Source organism: Streptomyces sp. NPDC033270 (assembly GCF_055576575.1).
The window spans coordinates 33998-49013 of record NZ_JBVIRA010000018.1 but is presented as its reverse complement, the minus strand read 5'-3'; the positions used below and the strand labels follow the sequence as shown (position 1 = coordinate 49013).

The following is a 15016-nucleotide window of genomic DNA, read 5'->3' as shown; positions in this document are numbered from 1 at the left end:
ACATGGCGTTCATACGTGCCAGCGGGAAGCACCGTCGTGCGAGCCGCACCGCCCGCTCGACCCGCAACATCGCAGGCATAGCCACCCTCGCGGCCTCCGGCGTTGTGGCCTCGGTGGCCTCGCCGGCGCTGGCCGCCACGGACGAGGCGCGCACCCACGACACCGGTCTGCAGCAGGCCGTCGTCCTCGGTGACGAGCTCGCCAACCGCATCGAGGCCCAGGCCGACGCGCAGCAGGCCGACGCCGAGGCCGCCGCCGCGAGGGCGAAGGCCGAGGCCGTCGCCAAGAAGCAGGCCGAGGAGGCCCAGCGGCGCGCCGAGGCGGCCCGGAAGAAGGCCAAGGCCGAGCGCGAGGCCAAGGAGCGCGCCGCCCGTGAGGCCGAGCGCAAGCGCCTCAACGCCTTCGTCGCCCCGATCGCCGGCTCCTACGTGTCCACCGCCTACAAGGCGTCCAGCGGCCTGTGGTCCTCGGGCAGCCACACCGGCATCGACTTCCACGCCGCCTCCGGGACCTCCGTCCACGCCGTCGGCGCGGGCACCGTCGTCGAGGCCGGCTGGGGCGGCTCGTACGGCAACAACGTCGTGATCAAGATGAGCGACGGCACGTACACCCAGTACGGCCACCTGTCGTCGATCTCCGTCTCGGTCGGCGAGAGCGTCACCCCCGGCAAGCAGATCGGGCTCTCCGGCGCCACCGGCAACGTCACCGGCCCGCACCTGCACTTCGAGGCCCGCACCACCGCCGACTACGGCTCGGACATCGACCCGATCGCGTATCTGCGCACGCACGGCGTCGACGTCTGATGCACCGCAGCCGCCTCCGCCTCGCCTGACACACCGCTTCGCCCGATGCCGGCGCCGTCCGCTGGCCAAAAAATATCCATGGATAAGCGGAGTCCGTCGGAAAAGCCGTCCCGGTCGAATAGAGTCACGGAAAAGTCGTCAACCGGCGGCTTTTCCAGGGGATTACGGCGGAGGCACGGACGATGCGAGGCCATATTTCCGCGCATGCGGTGTGCACGGCGATTCGCGAGGACATTGTCTCCGGTGCGCTGGCGCCGGGGAGCCGGCTGATCGAGGAGATCCTGGCGGCGCGTTACGGCGTCTCCAGGGTGCCGGTCCGCGAAGCGCTGCGCACCCTGCAGTCGGAGGGCTTTGTCACCACCCGCCACCACGCGGGCGCCTGTGTCGCCGAGCCCACCGAGCAGGAGGCCGCCGACCTGCTGGATATCCGCGCGCTGCTGGAGCCGCTGGGCGCCGCCCGCGCGGCCGCCCGCCGCAGCCCGGCCCACCTCAAGGTGCTGCGCGGACTGGTGCGGCTCGGACGTGAGCGGGCGCGCCACGGCAACGCCGCGGACCTGCGCCAATTGGACGGCTGGTTCCACGAGACGCTCGCCCAGGCGGCCGGCAGCCCCAGCCTGACCGCGCTGCTGACCCAGCTGCGGCGCAAGATCGAGTGGATGTACGCGGTGGAGCCGCCGGCCAGGGCCGGCGAGTCCTGGGACGATCACGGCGCGGTGCTGGACGCGGTGGCCCGGGGGGACGCCGAACGCGCCCGCGCCCTGATGGCGGCCCATATCGAGCGTTCACTGCCGGTCTACCGGCTGCGGCGCCCGACCAAGGCCGAGGTGAGGGATCCGAAACGGCCCGTCAACACAGCGCGCGCCCGCTCTTAACAGGGGCCCCGTATACAAAGAGGTGTGCGGGGGGAATGGCACGCGCGGGGGAATAGGCGCGAGGGCTGCGGCGATTTCTCGTGTGGCGCCGGTATTCCGTCGCCGCGCACCCGTATTCGGATTTCCGGTGCTCTTGTGCCGGGCGCCGAACCGTACGGCCTTTTCCGGGGAATTGATTCAGTGGCGGCGGGGCACGGCGCCGCTGTGCGGCATTTCAGGTGGATGCCGGCCGGGGTGAAGAATCGCGACGGCAGCGAAACGGCCCCGCCGCGACGACCGGGTTCCGGTCACCGCGGCGGGGCCGCCGCATACAGAGCGTCCTGGAGGACTCAGACGGTCTCGGGAAGCTCCTCGAGACCCTCGGCGACGAGCTTCGCCAGGCGGTCGAGCGCGGCCTCGGCACCCTCGGCGTCGGAGGCCAGCACGATCTCCTCGCCGCCCTGGGCGCCCAGGCCCAGCACCGCGAGCATGGAGGCGGCGTTGACGGGGTTGCCATCAGCCTTGGCGATCGTCATCGGGACGCCGGAGGCGGTGGCCGCACGGACGAAGATCGACGCGGGGCGGGCGTGCAGGCCCTCGGCCCAACCGACATTGACGCGGCGCTCTGCCATGGTGTTGCCCTTCAAAGTCGTGACAGTTGTCTAGACCAGTCTCTCACGCTGTCGGGAGTGCTCCGGCAGCCCCGAGTCCTGTCCCGAGCGTACGCGCGCGGGTCGGTTGTCAGTGCCCGGTCGTACTCTGTCCGCATGCAGAAGCCGCCGGATCATGCATACCCGACCCACTGGGAAGCCGACGTGGTGCTGCGCGACGGCGGCACGGCGCGGATCCGCCCCATCACCCCCGATGACGCCGAGCGGCTGGTCTCCTTCTACGAACAGGTCTCGGACGAGTCGAAGTACTACCGCTTCTTCGCCCCCTACCCGCGGCTGTCCGACCGCGATGTACACCGCTTCACCCACCACGACTACGTCGACCGCGTCGGACTGGCCGCCATGGTCGGCGGCGAGTTCATCGCCACCGTCCGCTACGACCGGATCAACGACCAGGGACTGCCCGCCAAGGACCCCGAGGACGACCAGGCCGAGGTCGCCTTCCTCGTCCAGGACGCCCACCAGGGGCGCGGGGTGGCCTCCGCCCTCCTGGAGCACATCGCGGCGGTCGCCCGTGAGCGCGGCATCAGGCGGTTCGCCGCCGAGGTGCTGCCCGCCAACTCCAAGATGATCAAGGTCTTCACGGACGCCGGGTACACCCAGAAGCGGACGTTCGAAGACGGCGTGGTCCGGCTGGAGTTCGACCTGGAGCCCACCGAGCAGTCCGTGGCCGTGATGCGCGGCCGCGAGCAGCGCGCCGAAGCCCGCTCGGTGCAGCGGCTGCTGGCCCCCGGCTCGGTCGCCGTCATCGGGACCGGCCGCGCCCCCGGCGGCATCGGCCGCACCGCGCTGCGCAACATCCTCACCTGCGGTTTCACGGGCCGGGTGCACGCCGTCAACCACGCCTTCCCCCAGGACATGCGGCGGCTCGACCCCGAAGGGGTACCGGCGGTCCGCGCGCTCGCGGAGATCCCCGAGCCCGTCGACCTCGCGGTCATCGCCGTCCCCGCCGACAGCGTCCCCGACGTCGTCCGGGACTGCGGCGAACACGGCGTCCAGGGCGTGCTGATCCTTTCCTCCGGCTACGCCGAGTCGGGCCCCGAGGGCAGGGACCGGCAGCGCGCCCTGCTCCGCCAGGCCCGCTCGTACGGCATGCGGCTCATCGGGCCGAACGCCTTCGGCCTGATCAACACCGCCGCCGACGTCCGGCTGAACGCCTCCCTCGCCCCCCGGATGCCCGGCTCCGGCCACATCGGCCTGTTCACCCAGTCCGGCGCCATCGGCATCGCCCTGCTCAGCGGACTGCATGCGCGCGGCCCCGGTGACGGCGGCATCGCCGGCATCTCCGCCTTCGTCTCGGCCGGCAACCGCGCCGACGTCTCCGGCAATGACCTGCTCCAGTACTGGCACGACGACCCGGACACCGATGTCGTGATCCTCTATCTGGAGTCCATCGGCAACCCCCGCAAGTTCGCCCGGCTCGCCCGCCGCACCGCCGCCGTCAAGCCGGTCGTGGTCGCCAAGGGAGCCCGGCACAACGGCACCGCCCCCCTCGGCCACGCCGTGCCCACCGTCCGTGTCCCCGACAGCACGGTCGCCGCCCTGATGCGCCAGGCCGGGGTGATCCGCGTCGACACGGTCACCGAGCTGATCGACGCCGGGCTGCTGCTGGCCTCCCAGCCGCTGCCGGCCGGCCCGCGCATCGCCATCCTCGGCAATTCCGAGTCGCTGGCGCTGCTGGCCTACGACGCCTGCCTGACCGAGCGGCTGCGTCCGCTGCGCCCCCGAGTGCTGGCCTCCGCGGCCACACCGGAGGACTTCCGTACGGCGCTCGCCGAGACGCTCTCCGGCGACGGCTGCGACGCCGTGATCGTCACGGCCATCCCCTGGGTGGGGGAGCAGGACGGCGCCTCCCCGGGCGCCGGTGAGGGCATCGCGCTCGCCGCCGCCCTGCGGAGCGCGGCCGCGGCCCATCCGCACAAGCCCGTCACGGTTGTCCACCTGGCGATGGACGACCTGGCCGAGACGCTGGCGGCGCCGGCGGCGTCCCCCGAGCCCCATGAGCCCCCGGCATCCGCCGCCTCGGCTGCCGGCCCCCAGGCCCCGTCCCCGGACGCCGCCCCGGCCGAGCCCCGCCCCGCATCAGCCCCGCCGAATCCACCGGTCCCACCGGCCCCACCGATCCCGCCGATTCCGCCGGTTCCGCCCGCCCCGGCGCACCGGGCGGCCTCCGCCCGCCCCCCGATCCCTCCCGGCCCGCCCCCTGCCGCCCGCACCGCACCTGCGCCGCCCGCCCGCGACGCCGAGACCGAGGTCGCCCCCCGTACCGCCCCGCTCCGCATCCCCGCCTACCCCGCCGCCGAGCGCGCCGTACGCTCCCTCGCCGAGGCCGTCCGCTACGCCGCCTGGCGCCGCGAGGCCGCCGAGCCGGGCCGGGTGCCCGAGTACGACGACATCCAGGAGGCGGCCGCCGGCGCCGACATCGAGCGCCTCCTCGCCCGGCTCGCCCCCGACGTCCCCAGCGGCCGTTCGGTCCCGGTGCCGCCCGAGGATGCCGCCGACCTGCTCGCCCGCTACGGCATCCACACCCGCCCCGTCCTGCCGGCCCCCGACCCCGACACCGCCGTGCGCGCGGCCGCCCGCCTCGGCTACCCGGTGGCCCTGAAGACCACCGCCCCTCATCTACGCCACCGCGCCGACCTCGGCGGGGTCCGCCTGGACATCGCGGGCGAGGCCGAACTCCGCCGTACATATACCGAGTTGACCGACTTCCTCGGCTCTCCCGAGGAGCTGCGCCCGGTCGTGCAGGCGATGGTGCCGCGCGGGGTCGACACGGTCATTCGCGCCGCCATCGACCCGGCCGCCGGCGCCGTCCTCTCCTTCGGCCTGGCCGGCGCCCCCTCCCAGCTGCTCGGCGACATCGCCCACCGCCTCATCCCCGCCACCGACAAAGAGGTCGCCGAGCAGATCCGCTCGATCCGCGCCGCCCCGCTGCTCTTCGGCTGGCGGGGCTCCCAGCCCGTCGACACCGCCGCGCTGGCGGAGCTGCTGCTGCGAGTCTCCCGGCTCGTCGACGACCACCCCGAGGTCGTCGGCGTGGACCTCGAACCGGTCGTGGTCGCCCCCCAGGGCCTCTCCGTCCTGGGGGCCGCCGTCCGCCTGGCGCGGCCCCCCGCCACCACCGACCTGGGCCCCCGCCGCCTGCCCGCGTACTGAGCGGCCCCTCAGCCCCCACCGGGCCCGTGGCGCCCGGCAGGCCCCGTAGGATGGACCCCATGGCGAAGACCGGTACGACGACCCAGGGGCTGCGCGCGGCGATCGAGCGCAGTGGCTACTACCCGACGCTCGTGGCCGAGGCGGTGCAGGCAGCAGTCGGCAGTGAGCCGGTGGTGTCGTACCTCGTCCATCAGGAGACGACCTTCGACGCCAACGAGGTCCGCCGCCATGTCACGGTCCTGGTCCTGACCGGCACCCGCTTCATCGTCAGCCACACCGACGAGCAGGCCGCCGACGCCACCTCCCCCTCGCCGTACGCCACCACCTCCACCGAGTCGGTCAAGCTGGGCCGGATCTCCTCCGTGGTGCTCAGCCGCGTGGTCGCCAACCCCGAGTCCTACACCCCGGGCCAGCTGCCCCGCGAGGTCGTGCTGACCATCGGCTGGGGTGCCGTCGCGCGCCTGGACCTGGAGCCCGCCGCCTGCGGCGACCCCAACTGCGAGGCGGACCACGGCTACACCGGCTCCTCCACCGCCGACGACCTCTCGCTGCGGGTCAGTGAGGCCGGCGACGGTCCGGACTCGGTCCGCGAGACGCTCACCTTCGCCCAGGCGCTCTCCGAGGCCACCGCGGCCACCACGAACCCGCGCTGATGGTCGACATCGCCCCCGTCTGGCCGGAACCCGAACCGCTCGACCCGCTCGGCGCCCCGGTGCCCCTCTACGGCACCGGATCGCTCGCCGATCTGCTGCCCACCGTCGCCGCGGGCCTCGGCGTTCCCGGCCTCGCCTCGACCATGGAGCTGGCCCCCGCCGACCGGGTCTGCGTCTTTCTGATCGACGGCCTCGGCTGGGAACTGCTGCGGGCCCACCCGGAGGAGGCGCCGTTCCTCACCTCGCTCCTGGGCACGTCGTTCAACGGCAGCGGCCGCCCGCTGACCGCGGGCTTCCCCTCCACCACCGCCACCTCGCTCGCCTCGGTCGGCACCGGCCTGCCGCCGGGCGCCCACGGCCTGCCCGGATACACCTGTGAGGACCCGGCGACCGGCGAGCTGATGAACCAGCTGCGCTGGTACCCGTGGACCGACCCGTATGTCTGGCAGCCGCATCCGACGGTCTTCCAGCTCGCGGACGCCGCCGGCATCCACACCTGCCAGGTCTCGGCGCCGAACTTCGAGCAGACACCGCTCACCAAGGTCGCGCTCAGCGGCGGCACCTTCCACGGCCGGCTCTCCGGTGAGGACCGCATGGACCTCGCCGCGGAGCAGCTCGCCGCCGGCGATCGCTCACTGGTCTATACCTACTACTCCGAGGTGGACGGCAAGGGGCACCGCTACGGTGTCGACTCCGACGCCTGGCGCGGCCAGTTGATGTACGTCGACCGGCTCGCCCAGCGGCTGGCCGAGCAACTGCCGCCGCGCAGCGCCCTCTACGTCACCGCCGACCACGGCATGATCGACATCCCCTTCGACCCCGAGTCCCGGATCGACTTCGACGAGGACTGGGAACTGCGCGCCGGCGTACGCCTGCTGGGCGGCGAGGGCCGGGCCCGGCATGTGTACGCACACCGGGGCGCGGCCGCCGATGTGCTCGCCGTATGGCGCGAGGTGGTCGGCGAGCAGATGTGGGTCGCGAGCCGCGAAGAGGCCATCGCGGCCGGGTGGTTCGGGCCGCAGGTCGACGACCGGGTGCGGGCCCGGATCGGTGATGTCGTCGCGGCCGCGCACGCCGACATGGTGATCATCGCCAGTGAACGAGAGCCCCGTGAATCGGAGATGGTCGGGATGCACGGCTCGATGACCCCCATGGAGCAGCTGGTGCCGCTCCTGGAAGTCCGTACCTGACCCGTACGTCCGCACCCCCGTACTTCAGCACCCCGTACCCGACCCGCACGCCCGACGGCGCCGCCCGCGGCCCGCGCCCGCTGCGCCGCCTGTGACCCGACACGAAAGGCCACCCCACAGCCGTGTCCGAATTGGTATTTTTCTCCGGAACCATGGATTGCGGGAAGAGCACCCTGGCCCTGCAGATCGGGCACAACCGCTCGGCCCGGGGCCTGCAAGGAGTGATCTTCACCCGCGACGACCGCGCGGGCGAGGGCCGGCTGTCGTCGCGGCTGGGTCTGGTGACCGACGCGGTGGAGGCCGACGAGGGGATGGATCTCTACGCCTACCTCGTCGACCACCTCTCCCAGGGAGGCCGCGCGGACTACGTCATCGTCGACGAGGCCCAGTTCCTCGCCCCCGAGCAGATAGACCAGCTCGCGCGGATCGTCGACGATCTCGACCTGGACGTCTTCGCGTTCGGGATCACCACCGACTTCCGGACACATCTCTTCCCCGGCTCCCGGCGCCTGATCGAGCTGGCCGACCGGATCGAGTCGCTGCAGGTCGAAGCGCTGTGCTGGTGCGGTGCGCGAGCCACGCACAACGCCCGTACGGTGGGCGGGGAGATGGTGGTCGAGGGCGCCCAGGTGGTGGTCGGCGACGTCAACCACGCGATGGGGGAAGTGGGTTACGAGGTGTTGTGCCGACGCCACCATCTGCGCCGGATGACCAGTGCGACGGCCCGCGCCGGTGCGCTGTCGCCGGACGTCCTGCCGGTGTCGGCCGACGCTCCCGGATAGGCCACGGCGAACGTCAACGCGCTGGCGCTCACCCCACCCCTTCGAGTCATCGCGCCGACTGTCGGTGGACGCGGGCACTAGTCAATCAGTGACCCCCGGGGTCTGTTCGGTAGCCCGGACCGCCCCCGGAAGCGGCGCCCCGCTCAGTCCGGCACGGAAGACGGTCCGCCCGCCCTGGACTCCGGTGACCTGGACCGCGAGCGGTCCGGCCGCGGAGCGGGGCAGCAACTCGGTCTCGATCCAGCAGGGTTCGTCGAACTCGACATAGCGCGCGAAGCTGCTGGTGATGACGGCGGGGGCGAACCCGCCGGGCGCGATGGTGGCGTGGGCGGCCTGGTAGGCGGCCTCCAACAGCGCCAGGCCCGGCACATGGTCGACCGGGTGGTCGAAGAGCAGGGTGTTGCCGGTGTCGTTGCGCAGCTGCCAGCGGCGCGGACGATCGCTCGGTGCGAGCACCACATCGGCCACGCTGGACCGTCCGACCAGCTCGGGTGCGACCGGCGCGGGAAGTGTCCAGCTTCCCCAGCCCACGCCGAGGTGTGCGCCGCGCAGCCGCCGGTACGCCGCCGGCGAGGACCATGCGCACTGGAAGTCCGCATGCGCCACGGTGGTCCGGCCCTGGCGGATGTGGAGCTTCATGTCCAGTGCGCTGCCGACGCGTCCGCTGGGGCCGGTGCCCGAGACCGTGACATCGATGTCCAGATCCGTAGGCCGGTTCTGCGGAAGGTTGAATTCCGGATTGACGGTGAAGTTGAAGTCGTGCAACAACATCTGATGGGACAGCGGCACGCCGTACTCGGCATGGGTGATGACCAGACCGCTCTGCCGGATTGTCTGGGCGAGCACCCGGGGGTCGCACTGCCGCCCGCCATGGACGGCAGGCCACTGGGCGGTGAGCGAGAATTCGCCGGATCCGCGACTGTTCCAGCCGGTGACGAAGAGTCTGTCCGAGTTCTTGAGGTGAGCGTATTCCTGGAGATTCCCGGACGGTGCGCCGGGCAGGGCACCGGAAGAGCCATCGGACCGAAGCGGGGACCTGCGGTCATGTTGCGGTGTATCTATGCGTGCGGCGGCTTCGGCCATCAAGTCCCCCTGGGTGCGGCCCATCTGACAGAAGTTGACGCTGATAAAATAAACCGGGTCCGCGGTCTTTTTCAACATAGCCGTAAATACTTGGCACGGGAGACATGAGTTGGCGAAACAGGAACGGGCGATCCGGACGCGCAGGGCCTGCCTGGTGGCTGCCGCAGAGATTTTCAACGAATGCGGCTACGAGGCCGCCACGATCGCCGCCATCATCGACCGCGCCCAACTCACCCGTGGGGCGCTGTACTTCCACTTCACGTCGAAGGAGGAGCTGGCGCGCGGAGTGCTCGCCGAGGCGGTGACCACCGAGGGCCTGGTGCCGCAACCGCTCAAACTCCAGGAGTGGGCGGACATAGCGCTCCTGTTGGCCCACCGGCTGCCCAGAGAGCCGCTGCTCAGTGCCTCCATACGGCTGTCCGTCGACTCCAAGGCGCGCAGCATGTTCGGCACCCGCTGGCCCGACTGGATCGAGCTGGTCGGCAAGGTGCTCCTGGAGGCCAAGGAGCGCGGGGAGCTCTTACCGCATGTCGACCCGGCCGACACCGCCCGGCTGTTCGTCGGCGCCTGGACGGGCGTCCAGCTCGTGTCCGAGGTCATGCCGGAGGGGCGGGACCTGTCCTGCGAGATCTCCCGGCTCCTGGAGCTGATACTCCCCAATATCGCCGTTCCCGGCGTGCTGGCGAGGCTGGACACCTCACCCTTCCGCGCCGAACGCCTCCTGGGGGCGGAACGTTCCACCGCGGTCTCGTAGGCGTCGCGGGGTGTCACGTTTCTCCGTGCCGGTGAATGCCGGCCGGGCATTACGCGGTCAGCCCCGGCCTGCATCCCACTAACAAGTGGACCGTTCGGTATGTTTTGCCTTGGCGGCACGCCCCCCGGCTCCGAAATCCCTTTCCGCCGACGGTTTTGTCGCCGATGTGCACCGAATTCCGGAGAAGCCCCCGCGAGAAACAGGGCGGGTGGTTTCCTGGAGAATCGGAAAACGCACCAAAAGTGCACCGAACGCACGCCGGGGGCACGCGTCACAGCGGGATTGCCTCCCGTGAACTTCGACTTCCGCGGAAATCCGGGGCGCACCCGCGGCGCGGGGCGAGCGGTGGCGCTCAGCCCCGTTCGACGATGCTGAAGACCGCGCCCTCGGTGTCGGCGACCGTCGCCTCGCGCCCGTGGAGTGCATCGTGGGCCGGCTGGAGCACACGGCCGCCCAGATCGGTGACCCGGCGGACGGCCGCGTCCGCATGGGGCACGGCGAAGTACGTCATCCAGTGCGGGCCCCGGTCGCGGGGCAGCGCGTTGCCCACCCCGTGGATGCCGGCCACCGCTTGGCCCTTGAGGTGCAGCGTCAGATAGTCGGCGCCGGACGGGTCGGACGCGGGTGGGGCCTCCGCCTCGAAGCCGAAGACGTGTTCGTAGAACGGGCCGACGGAGTCGGTGTCCTGGGTGACCAGTTCGTTCCACACCGGAGTGCCCGGTTCGCCGGTGAGCGCGGTGCCCATCATCGACTTGCCCTGCCAGATGCCGAAGATCGCGCCCTGCGGGTCGGAGGCGATCGCCATCCGCCCCGCGTCGTCGTCCGCGTCCAGCGGCCCGACGCCCACCGTCCCTCCGCAGCAACGAATCTGCTCCGCGGTCACATCCGCGTCGTCGCTGGCCAGATAGGTCGTCCAGGCGACCGGCAGGTTGCGGTCGGGTGCCAGCTCGCCGAGCCCGGCGACCTCCCTGCCGTCGAGGAAGGCCCGGGAGTACGGACCGAAGTGCTGCGGCCCCGGGCGGAACTCCCAGCCGAACAACGCGCCGTAGAACTCCTGCGTCACGGGCAGGCTGTGGGCCAGGAGGCTCACCCAGCAGGGCGCCCCGGGCTTTCGCCGAGTCGCGGCCTCGGTCGTCATTGTCACTCTCTCCTCGGAGCATCGGTGTGCGGACCCTGTGCGGTGTGTGCGGTACGGGCGCGGGTCCCGAGCAGATGCTCGCACCCGGTGACCTGGTGTGCGCCCCGGCCGCGCCGTCCACGGCGCGTTCGCGAGGGAGAATGCCCGTTTTGATGTTTCCCATCCGTTTCGGCGACGTTACGGCAGGCTGCAACTGCGCCATACGGAGGGTGGGCACCCGCCTTCTGTACGTAGTCATCGCTACGCAAGGATGAGTCCCATGAATGCCATCATCACCGCTACCGAACTCGCGAGCGAGTTGGCGAAGCCCACCCCTCCGGTGCTCCTTGACGTCCGCTACCAGCTCGGTGGCCCGCCCGGCCGCCCCGAGTACGCGGCTGGCCATCTGCCCGGCGCGGTCTATGTCGACCTCGACAGCGAGCTGGCCGCACCCCCCGGCAAGGCCGGCCGGCACCCGCTCCCCGACCTCGCGACCTTCGCCGAGGCCATGCGGGCCGCCGGCGTACGGACGGACCGCCCGGTGGTCGTCTACGACGGCGGCCAGGGCTGGGCGGCCGCCCGCGCCTGGTGGCTGCTGCGCTGGAGCGGTCACCCGGACGTGCGGGTGCTGGACGGCGGCCTCGCCGCCTGGCGGGCGACCGGCGGCGCCCTGAGCACCGACCAACCGCAGCCGCCGGCGGGTGACTTCACTCCGGTGCCCGGCGCACTGCGGCTGCTGACGGCCGACGACGCCGCCGCGCTCGCCCGTCGGGGTGTTCTGCTGGACGCGCGGGCCGGCGAGCGCTACCGGGGCGAGGTCGAGCCCATCGACCCGGTCGCCGGCCATATCCCGGGCGCGGTCTCCGCGCCGACGACCGAGAACGTCGCCGAGGGCGGCACGGTCTTCCGCGCCGCCGGGGAGCTGGCCGAACGGTTCGCGGCGCTGGGTGCCACGGCGGACGCGGAGGTGGGCGTCTACTGCGGCTCGGGGGTCTCCGCGGCCCATGAGGTGCTGGCCCTCGCGGTCGCGGGCGTCCCCGCCGCGCTCTACGTCGGTTCCTGGAGCGAATGGACCGCGGACCCGTCCCGTCCGGTCGCCACCGGCCCGCAGCCCGGCTGAGCCCCCGCCACGGCCCTGTACGACGCCGTCCGCCCGCCCCCTGGGAGCCAGGGAGCGGGCGGACGGGTGGTGTGCGGTGGCCGGCCCGTTACTCCGGCTTCTTCCTCCGGGTGCCGAAGACGATCTCGTCCCAGCTGGGCACGGCCGCCCGGCGTCCGGGCCGTACGCCGTCCGCCTCGGCCTGCCGGTCCGTCGTCCCGGTCAGCCGGTCGCGGTGGCCGGCCACGGCCCGCGGCATCAGCACATCGGCGTACGCGGAACCCGCGCCCGCGCTGGCGGCCGGGGCCGGCGGCTCCTCGACCTCGGCCTCCGGCTCCTCGTCGACCTGCGGCGCCTTGGCGCTCTCGGGGACGACCATGTCACCGCGGAAGCTGGGCACCGCCTCCAGCAGGCTGGTCAGCGAATCCCGCTCCCGCTCGCCGACGGCCTCCTCGTTGCCGCGCTGCTCGCTCTCCTCGCCACCGGTCTGCGCGCGCTCGGACGTCTGCCGGTCCAGCGTGCGGTCCAGCGGTCGGTCGCGCGGCAGCCGGGCGATGCGCGGGACGAACGGGAAGCTCGGCTCGGGCGTGTCGTCGCTCTCGCCGATCAGCGCCCGGGCCTCGTCGTCCACGGCCTGCACCAGCCGCCGCGGTGGGTCGTAGGTCCAGCTCGCCGAGTGCGGCTCGGCCGCGACGCGGTAGACCAGCAGCACCTCCCAGGTGCCGTCGTCCCGGCGCCAGGAGTCCCACTGGACGCTCTCCTTGTCGGCGCCGCGCAGCAGCAGCCGCTCCGCGACCGCCTCGCCGAGCTGCGGACCGGTGTTCTCGCCGGGGCGCCGTACGGGTGTCTTACGGGCCCGCTCGGCCATGAAGGCGCGCTCGGCGAGGACCGGGCCCTCGAAGCGGCGCACCCGATCGACGGGGATGCCGGCGAGCTGGGCGACCTCTTCGGCGGAGGCACCTGCTCTTATCCGCGCCTGGATGTCCCGCGGCCGCAGATGGCTCTCGACCTCGATCTCGATCTGGCCGAGCCGCGCACGGTCATTGCGGACGGCGGCGCGCAGCCGTTCGTCGATCGGAAGCGTGTACTCGGTGCTGTCCGCAGCTTTGAGCACCAGCCGTGTGCCGTCGTTGGAGACGGCCACGACACGCAGTTCGGGCATGGGGACCTCCCGGGTGGTGCCTGCCGACGTCACGTGCGTCGCTGCTTCCGCTAGTCGAGTGTGGCCTGCCCGGGTGCAGCCTGCCACAACATTGCCGAGTTGCCCGGCGTGTCGAGGCTTGGCCCTCAAACGCCGTTATGACACGGTTACCAGTTTGCAACGCTCAGTGACCATGCCGCTTGCCCTGTCGCCGATCACCCGTGCCGAGCGGCGGCGCCCCAGGGTGAGTGCCGCCTTGAAGGCCCCTCCCGCGGGTTCCGGGCAGCCGGACGGGAACCGGGGCCAGGGTTCGCCACAGTACTCCATTCGGGCCACTGAGGTGGACCGCCGCGCCGCCGAACTTCTGGGCGGGCAGCGGAGTTCGGTCGCCTTGTCGATCTCTCTACCTGCCGCGCGGGTGGCGAGTTTCACAGATTCCCCAAATTCGGAACTGTTGACTCCGCCAATTGGTCACTTCTCCATGCAAGATGGATCGAAGGGGCTATCAAAGGTTGGAGATGGACGAAGAAACCGAAACCGCCACGAAGAAGAAGGAGAAGCGGATCGACCTGAGCGTCGCTCAGGTGTCCGGCAGCGCACTCGCTGCGGCCGTCGCCGCGTACCTCGCGGGGCAGCTCGGTGTTTACGGAACCATCATCGGCGCGGGTGTGGTCAGTGTCGTGGCCACGACCGGCGGTTCGATATTCCAGCACCTGTTCCGGCGCACCGGCGAACAGATCAAGGAGGCATCGGTCGCCACCCGGCCGAAGCCGCGCCGTTCTTCTCTCCACACTCGATCCACCACCCAGCAGGCACGGCAGGCCGGCCCGACCATGGTGCTGCCGACCTTCGACAAGCAGGGCACGGAGGACAAGGTCACCTCCGTCGCCGCCAGAACCCCCGGGCCCGCCACGGCCCGTACCCAGCTGGTCCCGCGAGCCGAACAGGCCCGGCGCCGCGACCCGGCGAGCGCCCACCCGGCGGAGCGGACCCAGCTCGTACCGCAGCTGGAGCAGCCGACCATGGCGCTGGGCCGGGTGGACGCCCGCCCCGCCGAGGCCGCTCCCGCGCCACCCCGCCCGGCCGCACGGCCGGAGGAGGTCAGCGCCACGACGTACGGCACCCGGCTGCGCGGCTGGAAGCGGCCGGCGCTGGGCGCGCTCGTGGTCTTCCTGCTCGCCATGGGCGGGGTCACCGCCACCGAGCTGCTGGCCGGGCAGACGGCGAGCGGCGAGAAGGGCACCACGCTGGGCAACATCACCCACACCGGTGGCTCGAGCCGGCACCGACCCGAAACCCCGCAGTCGCCCGGGCCCGGCCACTCGCCCGGTGACGGCGGCCAGAAGGGCGGCGGCGACGAGCCGACCCCGCACCCCGGGAAGTCCGACGACGGCCGCACGGGCGAGGGCGCGGACAGCGGCACGCCCGCGCCGACCCCGAGCCCGTCCGACGGCGGCAGGACCTCGCCGGACCCGGACACGTCACCGTCCACGAAGCCGTCTCCCGACGGCTCCACCGGGAGCGACGGCGACACCGGCTCCGGTGACGGCTCGACCGGTGGCGAACACCAGGAGAGCGGGCAGCGACCCGAAGGGCAGACACCCGACCCGGGCGCTTCCTGACCCCGGCGGACCCGTGACGGCCGCGGGGGGGGGGGGGGGGGGAGAGGGGAGAGACGAGGCCGACAGTCAGGCGCCCGAAAACCACACCCGCGCA

13 protein-coding genes are annotated in these 15016 nt (G+C 72.2%); 9 read left to right on the top strand and 4 right to left on the bottom strand.

What is annotated here, in order from left to right:
• The first annotated feature begins 2 nt into the window (after nucleotides 1-2).
• Nucleotides 3-803 (top strand): M23 family metallopeptidase, encoded by an 801-nt coding sequence (locus ACZ5XZ_RS24100; RefSeq protein ID WP_468981344.1) that lies wholly within the window; start codon nucleotides 3-5, stop codon nucleotides 801-803.
• A 182-nt stretch (nucleotides 804-985) separates the two neighbouring features.
• A complete protein-coding gene (locus tag ACZ5XZ_RS24095; protein WP_468981341.1) occupies nucleotides 986-1675 on the top strand; it encodes a GntR family transcriptional regulator in 690 nt (229 codons plus the stop codon).
• 329 nt (nucleotides 1676-2004) lie between these two features.
• Here the strand turns inward: ACZ5XZ_RS24095 and ACZ5XZ_RS24090 are convergent, their stop codons facing one another.
• Nucleotides 2005-2286, bottom strand: coding sequence for an HPr family phosphocarrier protein (locus ACZ5XZ_RS24090; RefSeq protein ID WP_026170334.1), 282 nt, complete (start codon nucleotides 2284-2286; stop codon nucleotides 2005-2007).
• Between the two features lie 135 nt (nucleotides 2287-2421).
• On the opposite strand from ACZ5XZ_RS24090, the gene ACZ5XZ_RS24085 reads away from it, so the two are divergent.
• From ACZ5XZ_RS24085 to ACZ5XZ_RS24070, 4 genes are all read left to right on the top strand, one after another.
• A complete protein-coding gene (locus tag ACZ5XZ_RS24085; protein ID WP_468981338.1) occupies nucleotides 2422-5481 on the top strand; it encodes a bifunctional acetate--CoA ligase family protein/GNAT family N-acetyltransferase in 3060 nt (1019 codons plus the stop codon).
• Between the two features lie 59 nt (nucleotides 5482-5540).
• Nucleotides 5541-6134 (top strand): DUF5998 family protein, encoded by a 594-nt coding sequence (locus tag ACZ5XZ_RS24080; RefSeq protein ID WP_384440098.1) that lies wholly within the window; start codon nucleotides 5541-5543, stop codon nucleotides 6132-6134.
• Nucleotides 6134-7324, top strand: coding sequence for an alkaline phosphatase family protein (locus tag ACZ5XZ_RS24075; RefSeq protein ID WP_468981336.1), 1191 nt, complete (start codon nucleotides 6134-6136; stop codon nucleotides 7322-7324). The genes ACZ5XZ_RS24080 and ACZ5XZ_RS24075 overlap by 1 nt, the downstream gene beginning before the upstream one ends.
• Nucleotides 7325-7446: 122 nt before the next feature.
• Nucleotides 7447-8106: a thymidine kinase gene (locus ACZ5XZ_RS24070; RefSeq protein WP_468981334.1), complete on the top strand. Its 660-nt coding sequence runs from the start codon at nucleotides 7447-7449 to the stop codon at nucleotides 8104-8106.
• Between the two features lie 81 nt (nucleotides 8107-8187).
• Here the strand turns inward: ACZ5XZ_RS24070 and ACZ5XZ_RS24065 are convergent, their stop codons facing one another.
• The gene (locus ACZ5XZ_RS24065) at nucleotides 8188-9189 is read right to left on the bottom strand and encodes a ScbA/BarX family gamma-butyrolactone biosynthesis protein (RefSeq protein ID WP_468981533.1); all 1002 of its coding nucleotides are present in this window, start codon (nucleotides 9187-9189) and stop codon (nucleotides 8188-8190) included.
• Nucleotides 9190-9298: 109 nt separating this feature from the next.
• Between ACZ5XZ_RS24065 and ACZ5XZ_RS24060 the strand changes: the two genes are divergently transcribed.
• Nucleotides 9299-9943: a ScbR family autoregulator-binding transcription factor gene (locus ACZ5XZ_RS24060; RefSeq protein ID WP_468981331.1), complete on the top strand. Its 645-nt coding sequence runs from the start codon at nucleotides 9299-9301 to the stop codon at nucleotides 9941-9943.
• Between the two features lie 352 nt (nucleotides 9944-10295).
• Here the strand turns inward: ACZ5XZ_RS24060 and ACZ5XZ_RS24055 are convergent, their stop codons facing one another.
• The gene (locus ACZ5XZ_RS24055; RefSeq protein ID WP_468981328.1) at nucleotides 10296-11081 is read right to left on the bottom strand and encodes a VOC family protein; all 786 of its coding nucleotides are present in this window, start codon (nucleotides 11079-11081) and stop codon (nucleotides 10296-10298) included.
• A gap of 259 nt (nucleotides 11082-11340) precedes the next feature.
• Here ACZ5XZ_RS24055 and ACZ5XZ_RS24050 point away from each other — a divergent pair, with 259 nt between their 5' ends.
• Nucleotides 11341-12180, top strand: coding sequence for a sulfurtransferase (locus ACZ5XZ_RS24050; RefSeq protein ID WP_468981325.1), 840 nt, complete (start codon nucleotides 11341-11343; stop codon nucleotides 12178-12180).
• An 88-nt stretch (nucleotides 12181-12268) separates the two neighbouring features.
• On the opposite strand, the gene sepH is transcribed toward ACZ5XZ_RS24050, so the two are convergent.
• The gene (gene sepH, locus ACZ5XZ_RS24045; protein WP_468981324.1) at nucleotides 12269-13321 is read right to left on the bottom strand and encodes a septation protein SepH; all 1053 of its coding nucleotides are present in this window, start codon (nucleotides 13319-13321) and stop codon (nucleotides 12269-12271) included.
• Between the two features lie 497 nt (nucleotides 13322-13818).
• On the opposite strand from sepH, the gene ACZ5XZ_RS24040 reads away from it, so the two are divergent.
• Entirely contained in the window at nucleotides 13819-14922 is a 1104-nt protein-coding gene (locus ACZ5XZ_RS24040) for a hypothetical protein (protein ID WP_468981321.1), read from the top strand.
• The last annotated feature ends 94 nt before the right edge of the window (nucleotides 14923-15016 follow it).